Annotated in this window: 13 protein-coding genes and 1 pseudogene; 4 read left to right on the plus strand and 10 right to left on the minus strand. The window is 70.3% G+C overall.

Annotated features, from left to right (window positions below; translation table 11 throughout):
• Positions 1-89 precede the first annotated feature (89 nt).
• The 6 genes and pseudogenes from HC028_RS14555 to HC028_RS14585 all read right to left on the minus strand — a co-directional run bounded on the left by HC028_RS14555 (position 90) and on the right by HC028_RS14585 (position 6,462).
• The gene (locus HC028_RS14555; protein ID WP_168077558.1) at positions 90-692 is read right to left on the minus strand and encodes a GTP-binding protein; all 603 of its coding nucleotides are present in this window, start codon (positions 690-692) and stop codon (positions 90-92) included.
• On the minus strand, positions 673-1,053 hold the full coding sequence (locus HC028_RS14560) for a DUF742 domain-containing protein (protein WP_168077559.1): 381 nt from the start codon (positions 1,051-1,053) through the stop codon (positions 673-675). The genes HC028_RS14555 and HC028_RS14560 overlap by 20 nt, the downstream gene beginning before the upstream one ends.
• Positions 1,050-1,463 carry a roadblock/LC7 domain-containing protein gene (locus HC028_RS14565; protein WP_168077560.1) on the minus strand — a complete coding sequence of 138 codons (414 nt, stop codon included), beginning with the start codon at positions 1,461-1,463 and terminating at the stop codon, positions 1,050-1,052. Before HC028_RS14565 ends, HC028_RS14560 begins: the two co-directional genes overlap by 4 nt.
• Positions 1,460-3,943 (minus strand): nitrate- and nitrite sensing domain-containing protein, encoded by a 2,484-nt coding sequence (locus HC028_RS14570; RefSeq protein ID WP_168077561.1) that lies wholly within the window; start codon positions 3,941-3,943, stop codon positions 1,460-1,462. The genes HC028_RS14565 and HC028_RS14570 overlap by 4 nt, the downstream gene beginning before the upstream one ends.
• Positions 3,944-4,784: 841 nt before the next feature.
• On the minus strand, positions 4,785-5,075 hold the full coding sequence (locus HC028_RS14580; RefSeq protein WP_168077563.1) for a DUF4193 domain-containing protein: 291 nt from the start codon (positions 5,073-5,075) through the stop codon (positions 4,785-4,787).
• Positions 5,072-6,462 (minus strand): annotated as a pseudogene (locus HC028_RS14585) (DEAD/DEAH box helicase). Before HC028_RS14585 ends, HC028_RS14580 begins: the two are co-directional and overlap by 4 nt.
• Before the next feature lie 579 nt (positions 6,463-7,041).
• On the opposite strand from HC028_RS14585, the gene HC028_RS14590 reads away from it, so the two are divergent.
• Together HC028_RS14590 and HC028_RS14595 are read left to right on the plus strand one after the other, a co-directional pair.
• Complete coding sequence (locus tag HC028_RS14590) at positions 7,042-7,743, plus strand: class I SAM-dependent methyltransferase (protein WP_239075424.1); 702 nt, start codon at positions 7,042-7,044, stop codon at positions 7,741-7,743.
• Positions 7,744-7,926: 183 nt separating this feature from the next.
• A complete protein-coding gene (locus HC028_RS14595) occupies positions 7,927-8,130 on the plus strand; it encodes a cold-shock protein (RefSeq protein ID WP_168077565.1) in 204 nt (67 codons plus the stop codon).
• Between the two features lie 71 nt (positions 8,131-8,201).
• On the opposite strand, the gene HC028_RS14600 is transcribed toward HC028_RS14595, so the two are convergent.
• From HC028_RS14600 to HC028_RS14610, 3 genes are read right to left on the minus strand one after another with little or no spacing between them, the layout of a single operon-like run.
• A complete protein-coding gene (locus HC028_RS14600; RefSeq protein ID WP_168077567.1) occupies positions 8,202-9,065 on the minus strand; it encodes an alpha/beta fold hydrolase in 864 nt (287 codons plus the stop codon).
• Between the two features lie 47 nt (positions 9,066-9,112).
• Positions 9,113-9,508, minus strand: coding sequence for a YchJ family protein (locus tag HC028_RS14605; RefSeq protein WP_203981279.1), 396 nt, complete (start codon positions 9,506-9,508; stop codon positions 9,113-9,115).
• A 9-nt stretch (positions 9,509-9,517) separates the two neighbouring features.
• Complete coding sequence (locus HC028_RS14610) at positions 9,518-10,396, minus strand: LysR family transcriptional regulator (protein ID WP_168077569.1); 879 nt, start codon at positions 10,394-10,396, stop codon at positions 9,518-9,520.
• Between the two features lie 82 nt (positions 10,397-10,478).
• Between HC028_RS14610 and HC028_RS14615 the strand changes: the two genes are divergently transcribed.
• Positions 10,479-11,732: an MFS transporter gene (locus tag HC028_RS14615; protein WP_168077570.1), complete on the plus strand. Its 1,254-nt coding sequence runs from the start codon at positions 10,479-10,481 to the stop codon at positions 11,730-11,732.
• A 38-nt stretch (positions 11,733-11,770) separates the two neighbouring features.
• Here HC028_RS14615 and HC028_RS14620 read toward each other — a convergent pair whose 3' ends face one another.
• Positions 11,771-13,402, minus strand: coding sequence for a serine/threonine-protein kinase (locus HC028_RS14620; protein WP_168077580.1), 1,632 nt, complete (start codon positions 13,400-13,402; stop codon positions 11,771-11,773).
• Positions 13,403-13,488: 86 nt separating this feature from the next.
• On the opposite strand from HC028_RS14620, the gene HC028_RS14625 reads away from it, so the two are divergent.
• Positions 13,489-14,751, plus strand: coding sequence for an MFS transporter (locus HC028_RS14625; protein WP_203981280.1), 1,263 nt, complete (start codon positions 13,489-13,491; stop codon positions 14,749-14,751).
• Positions 14,752-15,012 lie beyond the last annotated feature (261 nt).

Genomic DNA, 15,012 nt, shown 5'->3' on the forward strand with positions numbered 1-15,012 from the left:
GTTTTTGTCCTGGTCGCCAAGCTGCCGTCAAAACTTTCCAGGTAACAGGCAGAATACCCGGCGCCGGTCCGGGGCGCGGGGGCGGTGGGTTACCGGACCAGCGCGACGGCGGACTGCCGTATCCGGACCGTGGCGATCACGTGCTGGACCAGGGTGATGAGCACCAGCTTGCTGGACTCGCGGTCGCGGGCGTCGCACAGCAGCAGCGGCACGTCCGGGTCGAGGTCGAGCGCCTCGCGGACCTCGTCGTCGCCGTACCGCTCAGCGTCCTGGAAGCAGTTGACCGCGACCACGAACGGTGTGCCGCGGCGCTCGAAGTAGTCGATGGACTGGAAGGAGTCCTCGAGCCGGCGGGTGTCGGCGAGCACCACCGCACCGAGCGCGCCGAGGACCAGCTCGTCCCAGAGGAACCAGAACCGGTTCTGGCCGGGCGTGCCGAACAGGTACAGCACGACGTTGTCCTCGAAGGTGATGCGGCCGAAGTCCATGGCGACCGTGGTGGTCGTCTTCCCCTCGATGCCCGACATGTCGTCGACGCCGACGCTCGCGCTGGTCAGCACTTCTTCCGTCTGCAGTGGACGGATCTCGCTGACGGATCCGACCATCGTGGTCTTGCCGACGCCGAAGCCCCCCGCGATGAGGATCTTCACCGCGGTGGGGACCGGCGCCATGTCAGAGGGCTTGGAGACCATGGAGTACCGCCTTCAGGACGCGCTCGGAGGGCAGCGTGCTGACTCCGGGCGGCTCGTACGTCGATATGAGGTCCTGCTCCAGCAGGTCGCCGAGCAGGATGCGGGTCACCCCGAGGGCCAGGTCGAGGTGAGCGGCGAGCTCCGAAACGGTGATCGGCCGACGCGCGGCCGCCAGGATGGCCCGATGTTCCGGCTGTAGGCGGGACAGGTTGGCGTGTGACCCGGCGTTGGCCATCACGTACGCGACGACGTCCAGCGTGGCCGTTGGGCGTACCCGGCCGCCGGTCATCGCGTACGCTCGTACCAGCGGCCCCGCCTCGGAGTCCTCCCAGAACTCGTTGGCCGTCCTGGCGCGGCTCATCCTGCTTCGAAGGCGGTCCGTGGCGCGGTGGAGATGTTCTGGCCCACCCGGGTCACGAGCATCGCCATCTCGTACGCGATGAGTCCGATGTCGGAGTCGGCGTCCGCCAGTACGGCCAGGCAGGCGCCGCGCCCCGCGGCGGTCACGAACAGGAACGCCGACTCCATTTCGATGATGGTCTGCCGCACCGGGCCGCCACCGAAGTGGCGCGCGGCACCGCGCGCCAGGCTCTGGAAGCCGGCGGCCACCGCGGACAGGTGCTCGGCGTCCTCCTGGCTGAGCTCGCGCGAGGCGCCCATCCGCAGTCCGTCGACCGACAGCACGACGGCTTTCTGTACCGACGGCACCCGGTCGACCAGGTCGTCGAGCAGCCAGTTGAAGACTGTTGCGCCGGAAGTCTGCACCGTCACTGGTTTTCCTCCTGTCCGAGGGCGTCGCCGGCCCGGCGACCCCGGTTCGTACCCGCCTGGAACGACGACATACGGCTCCTGACCAGGTCAGGTGAGACCGCCGGGGCCTCGTCCTCTTCGGCGATGAGGGTCGGTCCGGCGGCGTTGCGCAGCTGCGGCGCGAGGCTCGCCTGCCGTACGCGGCGCGGCAGGCCGCGTGGACGGCCGAGCGGCGTCGGCGAAGTGCCCGATTCGTCCGGGCCCGCCTCCGCCCTGAAACCGACCGGTTCGGCGGCGCGCTGGAAGGGAGCGGGTTCGGCCGAGCGCTGGAAGGGAGCGGGTTCGGCCGAGCGCTGGAAGGGAGCGCTGGCGACCGGCTGCCCGGCTGGCCACTGCTGGCCGACCGACGGTGCCAGGCGCAGTGGCACCTCGAACTGCGGCGGAACCTCCGGGTGGCGGCGGAGCCACTCGAACTGCTCGGAATCGTCCGGCCGGGAGTACCCGTTGGTGCCCCGTCCGTTCGATCCCGCGTGCTCGTCGGCGTCAGGGTGGGCGACCGATTCGGCGCCGTCGTCGGCCCGGTGCTGGCCGGGATCCATCGCCGGTAGCTGCTGGGTCACGGCGGCGCGCCCGACCGAGCCCGCTGCTTCGGCCAACTGCTCCCCGGTGGCTATCAGCTCCGTGGGGAGCAGCACGATGGCGGTGATCCCACCGAAGAGCGACGGCCGTAGCTGTACCTGCACGCCGTGCTTGGCGGCGAGCCGTGCGACCACGAACAGGCCCAGCTGGGCGCTGTCGGCCAGGTTGAAGTCCGGCGGGTTGAGGAGCTGCCGGTTGAGGACGGCCACGGCGTCAGGCGTCATGCCCAGACCGCGGTCCTCGATCTCGATCGCGAAGCCGTTGCCGACCGCCTGTCCGGTCACGTTGACCTTGGTGTGCGGAGGCGAGTAGTCGGTGCCGTTCTCGATCAGCTCGGCGAGCATGTGCACGATGTCGCCGACGGCCCGCCCGACCAGGGCGTCCTCGCCGACCACGGAGAGGTCGACCCGGTCGTAGTCCTCGATCTCGGAGATGGCGCCGCGGATGACGTCGACCATCGGTACCGGCTGGCGCCAGCCCCGGCCGGGGGCGTTGCCCGCGAGGATGACGAGGTCCTCGGCGTGGCGGCGCATGCGGGTGGCGAGGTGGTCGACCCGGAAGAGGTTGGCCAGGTCGTCCGGCTCGGTGGTGCGCCGCTCCATGCTGTCGAGCAGCGCGAGCTGCCGGTGGAGCAGGCCCTGGCTGCGGCGGGCGATGTTGACGAAGAACTGGTTGATGCCCTGGCGGAGGGTGGCCTCTTCCACCGCGGCGTCGATAGCGGTGCGGCGTACCCGGTTGAACGCCTCGCCGACCTCGCCGATCTCGTCGTTGCCCAGGTCCAGGGGAGGCGCTTCCAGAGCCGGGTCGACCCGCTCGCCCCGGCGCAGCCGGCTCACCACGCTAGGCAGGCGTACGTCGGCGAGGTCGAGCGCGGCGCCGCGCAGCCCGGCGAGGCGGATCGAGAGCGACCGGCCCAGCCGGATGGTGAGGAACAGCGACAGGACGACGGCGAGCAGACCACCGAGACCGGTCAGCGCCAGGTTCCGCAGCGCGACGTCGGCCGCGTCGTTGATGCGCCGGTCGATGTCGTCACCGAGGGCCCTGATGAACGTGTTCAACACGGCGAGGGCCGGCTGGTAGACGGCCTCCCAGGTGGTGGGGTCGGTCGGCGGGACGAAGCCGTTGAAACCCTTGGCCAGCATGGGGATGTTGTGGGCGTACACGTCCTGAGTGGACTTGGCCGCGACGAACCGGTCAACGAGGTCCTTGAGATCGCCCGTGAACAGCGCTGACGCCTGGTTCACCTGGTTTGCCATGGCGCCGATCAGCTGCGTGAGCGCCACCGAGTCCGGAGGCGTGTACCGGCGCGCGATGCCCAGGCCGGCGATGATCGCGTCTTCCTCGCTGAGCTGGTCCTTGAGGCGGGCGGTGCCGGTCTGACCGGCCTGCTCCTTGGCGACCTCGGACGTCACGCTCTCTGGCAGCGCGTCGAACAGGGCGAAAATGGCCCAGATCGTGCTGGTGTAGAGCGACCGGGCGGTGGGGCGGTCCGGAGCGGCAGCCGCCGCCTGCCGGTTCGCGGGCATCTTGTCCAGCGCCTGGAGCGTCTCGGTGATCTTGCGCTTGGTCACTTCGTTGTTGTTGCGCAGCTCGGAGTTGCTGAGCAGCCGGCGCCACTTGGACACCGCCGTGTCGCTGGTCGCCTGGGCAGCCTGGAGCGTGGTGGGGTCGAGGCGGCCGCCGGCCAGGTACATGTCGACCGCTTTCCGCTCGGCCTGAAGCGCTGCCACGACGGCGTTGCCCGGGGTACGTACGTCCCGCTTGGCGACGTCGGCCAGGCGCAGGTCGAGCACTGGCTTGGCCACGGTGACGAGGGCGAACGTGTACAACCCGACGAGGGCTATCAGAGGCACGACGAGCATCGCGAACATTTGTCGCCGGATGGATCTGCTGCGCTTTGGTTTGCTGCGCTTCATCACACCTCGTTTCGCAGGAATTGCGAGGAGTTACTGTCCCGGCGTCAAACGCGAGCGGGCGAGGCGCAAAACTTAAGCGACGTGCAAATTACCTGTCCAGAGTCACCGTCTCACTCCGTGGTGACACCAATTTCGCATTTACTACCTTCTGTGGATTAAGCGGTCCGGCAGAGAAACAATTGTGAATGTTTGTAGTTACTTTGAGTGACTGCAGGTGCGTCGCCGGATCACCGGGTAAGTGCCCCAATGTGGCAACTATCGGACTCGTCTGGCACGTGCCGTGATGCACCCAAATGGGCCTGAAGGTGAGCGGCCTCACATAGACGAAAGTACGATGGCCACTCGTACGTTCAGCCATCGAGACCAGACGAACGGCCAATCAGTTCACGCCGAACGGACAAATTAAGGTCCTACGGGGACGGAAGGGACCGCGGACGGTTTCGGGCGCCGCCGACCGCTCCCGCCGCTCTCCGTCGCCGCTCGCCGTGCTCCGCTGTCCACCCCCCTGGCCGCTCAGAGGGTTCTGTCTCCGGCTGAGGCTGCTATACGGTGGTCGGGTGAGAGTCGAGCGCCACTGGTGGAACGGGAACCGGAGCCTTCGTGGCCGTCGCGATGTGTACATACGTACAGACGGCGAACATTGGGAAGTGGAAGCGCGCGCGGGCGGGGGCGCGGCGGGTCGATCGAAAATTCAGCAGTGCCCCGGCAGGGCGTCAGCGGAGATTCTCGCCGACGCGTGGCTGGGCGGCCGGCCGGAGTGGCGGGAGTTGGCTCCCGAATAGGGCCGTCAGGCGCATTCCTTGCAGATATCTTCGCCGGCACGCTGACTGCGGTGATGGACCAGGAAGCAGCGGCCGCACCGGAACTCGTCGGTTCGCATCGGCACCACCGGCACGGTCAGTTCCTCGTCGGAGAGGTCCGCGCCTGGCAGCTCGAAATTCTCGGCCGCTACCGCGTCGTCCACGTCGAGGCTGGCTGACCGCGCCGACGTGCCGCCGATCCTGAGGTCTTCCGGCTGGTCCTCATCGAGGTCGAGCACGGACCGGCGCGGTGCGTCGTAGTTGAGGGGCTTACTCATGGTGGTGTCCTCCCAGGCTCGGTCCGTGGCCTACCGACGGTAGACGAAGACGAGCCCCTTCGATGGCTCGTTCGCCGATGTCGTCGTCCTCGATGAAGCGGGTGGCTATCGCTGCCGCGCGTCAGCGCCGCCGGCGGCGTCCTCGTGTCGCTCCGGTCGCAGCCCCGGTCGAAGGCTTCGCGGCCGCGGGCTTCGGTGCCGCTGCCGGGGCGGCAATCGGTACCCCCGACGGGGTGCGGGCGCCGGTGATGCGGGCGAGCGCGGCGTCGCCCGGCCGGACACCGGTCGACTGTGCGGTGACGCCGGCGGTGGCGAGCATCCGGGCGGTGTCGCGCTTCTCGTCGGGCAGCACCAGCGTGACGACGGTTCCGGAGCGGCCGGCGCGGGCGGTCCGCCCGCCGCGGTGCAGATAGTCCTTGCCGTCGGTGGGTGGGTCGACGTTGACGACCAGGTCGAGGTCGTCGATATGAATGCCGCGGGCGGCCACGTCGGTGGCGACGAGCGCGTTGATCGTGCCGGTGCGGAACTGGTCGAGGGCGCGGGTGCGCTGGCCCTGGGACTTGCCTCCGTGCAGGGCCGCGGCGGGAACGCCGTTGGCGAGCAGGTGTCGCGCCAGCCGGTCCGCGCGGTGTTTGGTACCCACAAACATGATCACCCGTCCGTCGCGGGCACCGATGTGCGCGGCGGTGGCGTTCTTGTCGGCCATCTCGATGTGGAGCAGGTGGTGGTCCATTGTGACGACGGCCCCGGCCGGCGGGTCGACCGAGTGCCGGGCCGGGTCGGTCAAGAAGCGGCGCACCAGCCGGTCGACGTCGCCGTCGAGGGTCGCGGAGAACAGCATGCGCTGCCCGTCCGGGGCGGTCTGCGCCAGCAACTTGCTGACCTGCGGCAGGAAACCCATGTCAGCCATCTGGTCGGCCTCGTCGAGGACCGTGATCTCCACGCGGTCCAGCCGGCAGTCGCCGCGCTCGGTCAGGTCGTTCAGCCGGCCGGGGGTGGCGATCAGGATCTCGGTGCCGCGACGCAGGGCGTCGGCCTGACGCTGCAGGGAGAGGCCGCCCACGACGGTGGTGGAGCGCAGGCCGACCGCGCCGGCGTACGGGGCCAGCGCGGTGGTCACCTGGGTGGCCAGTTCGCGGGTGGGTACCAGCACGAGCGCGATCGGCTGTCGCGACTGGGCGCGCCGGCCGGCGAGCCGGGTGAGCAGCGCCAGGCCGAACGCGAGGGTCTTGCCCGAGCCGGTCTGGGCCCGGCCGAGCATGTCACGCCCGGCGATCGCGTCGGGCAGGGCTGTCGCCTGGATCGCCGACGGGGTGGTCAAGCCGTGCCGGGACAGGGTCGCGAGCAGCGCCGGGTTCAGCGGCAGGTCAGCGAAGGAGCCGGCCACCGGTGCCGCGCGGTCAGGCGTCGGCGCGGTCGCCGCGGGCTGAGACGCCGTGGAAGCCGTCACGCCGCGGTGGTGAGGGGCTACCGGTGGGCGTCGCCGGCTACGGGCACGCGTGGGCGTGGTCAATCTGGAGCCTTCCGTTGTCGGCACGCCACAAGGAAGGTCCCGCGGGCAGGCCGGCGGGGTTTCGCAGGAACGAACCGGAGATGAGGGCGGTGAGGTCGGGCCCCACAGCACAGGGCAGCGTTGCGGGGCCCGAACACCGTGGCACCATGCGGCGCCGCCCGGGCCACGGTGGACCCGGGAGTATGACTCGGATCGAGCGGGTAACTCCTTTGTTGCGGTTGGGGCGCTCGCACGGCGAAGCCCAGCCGGGCCGTCTCGAGCAGCGGCAGCCAACGACGAATCCGAGAGGAGACCGATCCGGGTCGTAGCCGGGCTGGAAACCAACCACAAACAGAAACTTTTGCATGTACTGTACACGCTTTGCCTAGCGCGATGGCCGCTGGGCCGCACCCGCCACGGTGGGACCTTCGCTGAGTAGCGACGAAACCCGAGTGCGTGCGGCATGCTGGGCCGGTGATCAATCAACCCGAGCACGCCCCGGCAAGTGTCGAGTGTGTCGTCCTTGACCCGTTCCTGGAGTCCGGCGCAACCGGTTTCGACGGGATACGCCTCGCGCAGGTGCCATTCGTGCCTGGGGTCCGGCTGTACCTCGCCGAGGACGCCATCGTCTTACGGGCCAGATTGGAGGCTCAGGTGGGCGGAGCGCTGCAGCAGCCGTTCTGGGCCGATGCCTGGGTCGGCGGTCAGGTGCTCGCGCGGTACATCGTGGATCACCCGGACGTCGTCGCCGGCCGGCGGGTGCTCGATGTGGCCTCCGGCTCCGGTCTAATCGCCATCGCGGCCGCCATGGCCGGCGCTGCGGCCGTCACTGCCAACGAGATCGACCCGTACGCGCTCGCCGCGATCGCGTTGAACGCGCGTGCCAACGGCGTGGCTGTCGAGGTACGCCGCGGCGACCTGCTCGATGGTGACGGCGATGACGCCGAGGTGGTGCTGGCCGGAGACGTCTTTTACAGCGAGTCCATGTCCGAGCGGATGCTGGGGTTCCTGGAGCGTGCCGCGGCGCGGGGCGCTCGCGTACTGGTGGGCGATCCCGGACGGCCCCATCTTCCCCACGGCCGGTTAAAGGTCGTGTCGAGCTATCAGGTGTCGAGGGTGGGCGCCATTGAGGACGCGGAGATCACCCGGGCCGACGTGCTTACTCCGGTGTTGTGACGAACATTTCTGCGCGCGCGCACGATCTTTGCTACGGTGATTGAGGTTCTTGGGTATGTGGTTCGCCTTATCCCAACCGGTTGGTTCGCGCGTGCGCGCTGGCGGGTTGGGCGATGTGGGGCCTCTAGACCAATGGCTTCCGGATCTGCGACCGCAGGTCCTCGCCTGACAAGGGAGATGGCAATGGCACAGGGCACCGTGAAGTGGTTTAACTCCGAAAAGGGCTTCGGTTTCATCGCGCAGGACGGGGGCGGCGACGACGTGTTCGTGCACTACTCCGCCATCCAGACCAACGGTTACCGTTCCCTGGAGGAGAACCAGCGGGTCGAGTTCGAGATCGTGCAGGGCCAGAAGGGCCCGCAGGCCGAGCAGGTCCGCGCTCTCTGACGACAGCTTCCGATCCCCGCATCCGTCGCGCCGACGGATGCGGGGATCGCTGTTTTTCAGCGCTATCGGGCTCAGCCCAGAGCGGTCAGGCGGGACCGTACGCGCCGCTCGAGGAATTCGCCGAGCACCTTGTCGAAGACGGCGTTGTCGTCGCCGGCCACCATGTGGTGCGCGCCGGCGACGTCGCTGAACTCGGCGTGCGGCACGAGGTCGAGGAAGCGCCGGCAGTCTTCGATGCTCAGGACGTCGGACTCGCCGCCGCGTACCAGCAGGGTGGGGATGCGTAGCGTCATCGCGGCGGCGCCGAGCCGGGCCGGGTCGACCAGCGAGTTGCGCTGCACCGCGTGGTCGGTCGGCGCATGGAGCAGCTTGGGGTCCCAGTGCCAGAAGAACCGGCCGTTGGACTCGCGTAGGTTCTTGCGCAGGCCGTCGAGGTTGCGCGGCCGGGGGCGGTGAGGCAGGTACGCGGCGACCGCGTCGGCGACCTCCTCCAGGGAGGCGAAGCCCTCCGACCTGGCGGTCATGAAGTCGCGGATCCGCTTCGCCCCGTCCGGCTGGAGGAACGGCGACACGTCGACGAGGACGAGCGCGAGCGCCAGCTCAGGGTGGTGGCCGAGGGCGGCGAGCGACGCGTTGCCGCCCAGGGACGCGCCGACCAGGACCGGGGCCCTGCCGAGGAACTCCACGATGTACGCGACGTCGTCGGCGAACCGGTCGAGCCCGTACTGTCCGTCCGGTGACCAGCCGCTCTCGCCGTGGCCGCGCAGGTCGACCGAGAGCGTGTACCAGCCCTGTTCGCTCAGTTCGCGCGCGGTCGCCCGCCACGAGTGCCGGGTCTGCCCACCGCCGTGCAACAGGACCACGGGCGTGTTGTCCGGGTCGCCGTACGGGTCGGCTGCGAGCGTGACATCGCCGCTCGGGATTCTGATGGGCACGTGTTCCTCCCTCCGCCAACTCTGGGATCCTGCTGGCGGAGCCGATGTTACCGCTCGGTAGGTATGGAGCCGACGTAGACCCAGTGTCCGTTGTCGCGGACGAACCGGCTGTTCTCGTGCAGGACGTCGGGCTGGCCGTGCTCGGTGTAGTGGGCGCGGAACTCGACGGTCCCCTCGGCGTCGAAAAGGCCACCGCCGGACCTGCCGAGGATGTCGAGGCGCGTCCACTCGGTTGTCGGATCGAGTCGGAGCTGACGCGGCCGGGTCGTGGGGTGCCAGGTGCGCTGCAGGTACGCCGTGTCACCCACGGCGAACGCGCTGAACCGCGAGCGCATGAGCAGTTCCGCCGTCGGCGCGGCCTCCCGGCCGGCGTGGAAGCGACCGCAGCACTCGTCGTACGGCTGTCCGAGGCCGCAGGGGCAGGGCTGGTTACGTGAAGCCACGCCCCATTCTCACCCGGCCAACGTCGAGACATGATCGCGGAAGGCGGCAACGGGCGCAGGGAGGGGGCGCTGCGCGACCCAGCACAGGCCGATGGTGCGTTCGGCGCCCGGGTCGGTGAGCGGCAGGTACACCGGCCCGTTCGGCTCGTCGCCGAGGTGCGGCTCAGGCACGACCGCGATGCCCAGCCCGGCCCCCACCAGGGCCCGCATGGTCTGCAGATCCGAGGAGTCGAGCGCCACGGCCGGGTCGAAGCCCGCGGCGCGGCACAGCCGGTCGGTGATGCCGCGCAGGCCGGTGTCGGCGCGCAGCATGATGAACGGCTCGTCCGCGACGGCCGCCAGCGCCACCCGCCGCCGCGTGGCGAGCCGGTGGTCCGGCGGCACGGCCAGACACAGCCGCTCGCGGTGCACCGGGTGCCAGGCCAGATCGTCGCCGTCCGGCCGCGGGCTGGTCAGCGCGAGGTCCGTGCGCCCCTCCCGCAGGGACGCGGCGATGACCTCGGCGACATCCTGGAACAGTGCGAAGCGTACGCCCGGAGCCTGCGCCCGGTACCCGCGCAGCAGGTCGGGCACCAGCCACGCCCCGAAAGAGTGCAGGAACGACAGCCGGACCAGGCCGGTGTCCGGGTCGGTCAGCGCGTCGATGCGCTGGCGGGCCGTGTCCACCTCGGCGAGGGCCCGGGCGGTGTGCTCGCGCAGGATCTGCCCGTACTGGTTGAGCCGCAGCCGGCGCCCGTCCCGGTCGAACAGCGGGGTGCCGACCTCCCGCTCCAGTCGGGCCAGCGCACGCGACAGGGTCGGCTGCGACAGGTACAGGTCGCTCGCCGCCGCGGTCACGTGCTCGGTATCCGCCACGGTCAGGAACCACCGCAGCTCGTCGATGTTCACCCTTGCATTATGCGTCTAGCGCATTGTTTCTCGACACGATCGTCATTTGGCACATGATGGCTGTTAAGAGATCGTTTGTGGCGTGAGCGCCACCGTCACGACGACCACCCGCCACGAGGGTTACCGCATCGGCGACCCCGGTTACCGGCGGTTGTCCATCGGCCTGTTCGCCGCCGGCATCGCGACGTTCTCCTCGCTGTACTGCGCCCAGCCGCTGTTGCCGATGTTCGCGTCCGCGTTCCGGATCGCCCCCGACCAGGCGGCGCTGAGCATGTCGGTGACGACGATCGCGCTCGGCATCGGGATGCTCGTCGTCAGTCCGCTCTCCGACGGGTACGGCCGGGTCGGCTTCATCCGGATCTCGCTGGCCGTCACCGCGCTCGTCGGCCTCGGCTGTGCCCTGTCGCCGACCTGGCCGGTGCTGCTCACGCTGCGGGTCGCGCAGGGGATCGCCCTTGCCGGCCTGCCCGCCGTGGTGATGGCCTACCTGCGCGAGGAGGTGCAGGCGCAGATGCACGCGCGGGCCACCGGGTTGTACGTGTCCGGCTGCGCCATCGGCGGCATGCTCGGCCGGCTGTTCGCCGGCGGGCTGGCCGACCTCCTGGGGTGGCGGGCCGCCATCGGCGGCGTCGGGATCCTCACCCTGGCGTGCGCGGCCGTGGTGTTCGCGCTGCTGCCGCCGTCGTACGGGTTCGTCCCGTCCCCGCCGCGCCCCGCACGACTGGCCCGGCTGACCGGCCGGCTGCTCACCGACCCGGTCCTGCTCGCCCTGTACGCCATGGGCGCAGCCCTCAACGGCGCGTTCGTCGGGGTCTACAACGCGATGGCGTTCCGGCTGGCGGCCGAGCCGTACCACCTCAGCACCGCCGTGGCCGGCCTGGTGTTCGTCGTGTTCGGTATCGGCTCGTTCTCCTCGACCGTCGCCGGCCGCATCGCGAGCCGGATCGGGCGGCGACCGGTCGCCCCGGCCACGGCCGTCGTCATGGCGGTCGGCATCCTGATCACCCTCGCCGAGCCGCTGCCGATCATCGCCGTCGGTCTGACGGTCATGACGATCGGCTTCTTCGCCGCGCACAGCCTGCTCGGCGGCTGGGTCGCCGCGCGGGCCCAACTCGGCGGCGGCGGCACCGGGCAGGCCTCCGCGACGTACCTCCTCGCCTTCTATGCGGGCTCGTCGGTGTTCGGGGCGATGGCCGGCACCGCCTGGACCGTCGGCGGCTGGCCGCAGGTGGTGGTCATGACGCTCGCGCTGACCGCCGTCGGTGGGCTGCTCGCCCTCGCGCTGATGCGGAGCCGCCCGCTGCCGGCCGCGGTGACCACGCCGGTTACTGACTGAGCCGGCTACTGACTGATCAGTGCCGGTTGGCGGCCGGCTCAGTCGTCGTGCTTGCCGCCCTTCTTTTCTTTGCTGCCTTTGTCCCAGCGGTTCTTGGCGCCGGGTCCACCGCCGTTGTTCGCGGCGGTGTCGTTGTTCGCCGGGGTGCCGTTGTTCACGGGGATGGCAGCCGGGGCGCCGGTGACCGTCGCGCGGCACGGCGCGTCGTTGAGCGTGAAGGCCGTCGGAATCGGGTTGGACGCCTGGTATCCGCCGGTCATGCCCGCCGTGGCTGTCGCACCGGGAACGATGGCGGCCGACCCGCGCGCGGTCACTGCCTGGCCGGACTGTGCCCAGGTGGCGCCGGTACCGCTGGCCAGTCGCTGGTCGGCGGGGAAGTCGAAGCGGAGGGTCCAGTTCTCCACCGGCCGGGCGCCGCTGTTGACGACGGCGAGATCGACGTCGAAGGTCCCGCCCTGGTCCCTCCTGGTCTGGTAGCGCACCTCGCAGGAGATCGGCGGCGCGGTCGCCTGCTGCTGCGCCGGCAGAGCCTCCGCCGTTGACTGCGTCTGCGACCCGGCGGTCGCCCAGGCAGTCAGCCCGGTGACGGTGACGAGGGCCGCCGCGCCCACAGCCAGCCAGCGCCGGTGTTCCCGCCAGCGCCCGGTCTTGAGGCTGGTTTTGATGCCGCTAAGGGCGCCGAGGGCCGCAGCGGCCGCTGCCTGCCAGGGACGGTGGGCCTTGGCGCTGTCGATGGCGGAGGTACTGCCGACGGTGCTGAGGACCGCCGTCTCGGCATCCTGTACGGGCGCCGGACTCCAGGTCAGCGTGTCGTCGAACGGAACGGCGGCCCGCATCCCCACCGCGGCGGCGAGGGTACGGGCGGCCACGTCGGCCATGGGGCGGTCCTCGGGTTCCTTCGCGAGGCTGCGCGTGCAGACGTCAGCGACGGCTGCGGGCAGTCCGGCGATCGGCGGCAGCGGCCCCGGGTCGGTGTACCAGTGCGCCGTGATCATCTGAGTGACCGTCTCCGCCTGCCACGGCAGCCGGCCGGTGAGCATGCGGAACAGCAGCAGGCCCAGGGCGTACACGTCGCTGGCCGGGGTGACCGCCTTGCCCTTCAGCCGCTCGGGCGCCAGGTAGGCCGGGGTGCCGAGGATGTTCGTCGTACGGTCGGCGTCCGCGCCGACCAGCGCCGCGATCCCGAAGTCGACCACCTTCACCCCGGTCGCCGTGAGCATCACGTTCGCCGGTTTGATGTCGCGGTGCACGAGCCCCTGCGCGTGCGCTGCCGCCAGCGCCGCGGCCACCTCGGCTGCGATGCGTATCGCGGCTGACCAGGGCAGGACTTCCTGAGCGAGCCGGCTTTCCAGGGTGGTGCCGTTGATGAGTTCCATCACGACGAACGGCACCCGGGTGCCGTCCGGTTCGACCGCTTCGCCGTAGTCGTACACGCTCGTGATGTGCGGGTGGGAGAGCCGCGCCGCCGCCTGCGCCTCGGCGCGGATGCGATCCCGCGATCCCGCGTCGCCGGCGAACCGGCTGCTGAGCATCTTCACCGCGACGTGGCGGCCGAGCACCTCGTCATGGGCCCGCCACACCACTGACATGCCGCCCGCGCCGAGGCGGTCAAGCAGGCGGTACCGGTCGGTCAGTAGACGTACGGCTTCCATGGCCTCCCCGATGCCCATATCCAAGATTCCCTACACCTCCATGCGTTAGCCGGGCCACTGTGTCGTCATTTTGAATCTGAATGCGGGCGAGAGATGTTTGACGGGTGCAAACTACCCGGACCGCCGCTACTACCGCAGTTCCCCGTCACGAAGGTCACCGCCTCGGCACCCCTGAGTACCGTCGGCTGTCCATTGCGTTGTTTGCCGCCGGTGTCGCGACATTCTCGTCGCTGTACTGCACCCAGCCGGTCCTGCCGCTACTCATGCACGGCTTCGGGGTCACGCCCGCGCAGTCGGCGCTCACCGTCTCGCTGACGACGTTCGCCCTCGCCATCGGGATGCTGCTGGTCAGCCCGCTCTCCGACGCGTACGGGCGGGTCCGGTTCATGCGCCTCTCCCTCGCAGCCACCGCGATCGTGGGCCTGGCCTGCGCGGTCGCGCCGACCTGGTCGGTGCTGCTCGGGCTGCGTACCCTGCACGGGTTAGCCCTTGCGGGGCTGCCCGCGGTCGCCATGGCGTACCTGCGTGAGGAGGTGCACCGGGAGGCGCACGCCCGCGCCGCCGGGCTGTACATCTCCGGCACCGCCCTCGGTGGCATGCTCGGGCGGCTGGTCGCCGGCGGCCTGGCCGATCTCCTGGGGTGGCGCGCCGCCGTCGGCGGCGTCGCCGTCCTCGCCGTCGTGTGCGCGATCGCGGTCTTCGCCCTGCTGCCGGCGTCGCGCGGGTTCGTCGCGGCGCCGCCCAGCCCCGCGCGGCTGGCCAAGCTGAGCGCCCGACTGCTCACCGACCCGGTCCTGCTCGCCCTCTACGGCATCGCCGCTGCCCTGATGGGCGCGTTCGTCGCCGTGTTCAACGCGCTCGGGTTCCGGCTGGCGGGCGCTCCGTACCACCTCAGCGCCGGCGTGGCCGGCCTCGTGTTCCTCGTGTACCCACTGGGCTCGGTCGCGTCGGCGCTGTCCGGCCGGCTCGCCGGCCGGTTCGGGCAGCGTCCGGTCGTACCGGTCGGGATTCTTGTCATGGCGGTCGGGATCCTGCTGACGCTGGCTTCTCCGCTGCCGCTGGTCGTCCTCGGCCTGGCGGTGCTGACGTTCGGTTTCTTCGCCGCGCACGGCGTCGCCAGTGGCTGGGTCGCGGCCCGGGCGCAGGTCGGTGGCGGGGGAACGGGGCAGGCGTCGGCGCTGTACCTGCTGGCGTACTACGTGGGTGGGTCGGTGTTCGGGGCGATGGCCGGCGGGGCCTGGACCTCGGGTGGGTGGCCGCACGTGGTCGTCATGACGGTCGTGTTGGCGGTTGTTGGTGGGGTGCTGGCGCTCGCGCTGACCCGGACCCGGCCGCTGCCGGGAGCGTCAATCCCGACCGCAGGCTGACCCCTTCCGTTGGCGGCCTGGGTGCGCACCCTCGCGCTCACCCGTATCCGCCCGCTGTTCGTCGCCGTGGCCGGCGATCCGGTCACTGCTGTTGATTAACACGCAGGTCGTATCGGGTAGGCCGGTATTCGTATTGGACTTAGGTCTCCGCTCCCAAGAGAGTTTGGTGTACGTCCGGTCAGAACGTCGGAGTTAGCAGGCGCTTGCGCCCTCTGGTCGGCCGTTGCCCGCGCGCGCCGTCTTCCACCGCCCGTCCAGACG

Origin of the sequence: Planosporangium flavigriseum (assembly GCF_011947225.1) — a bacterium.
Lineage (GTDB): Bacteria > Actinomycetota > Actinomycetes > Mycobacteriales > Micromonosporaceae > Planosporangium > Planosporangium flavigriseum.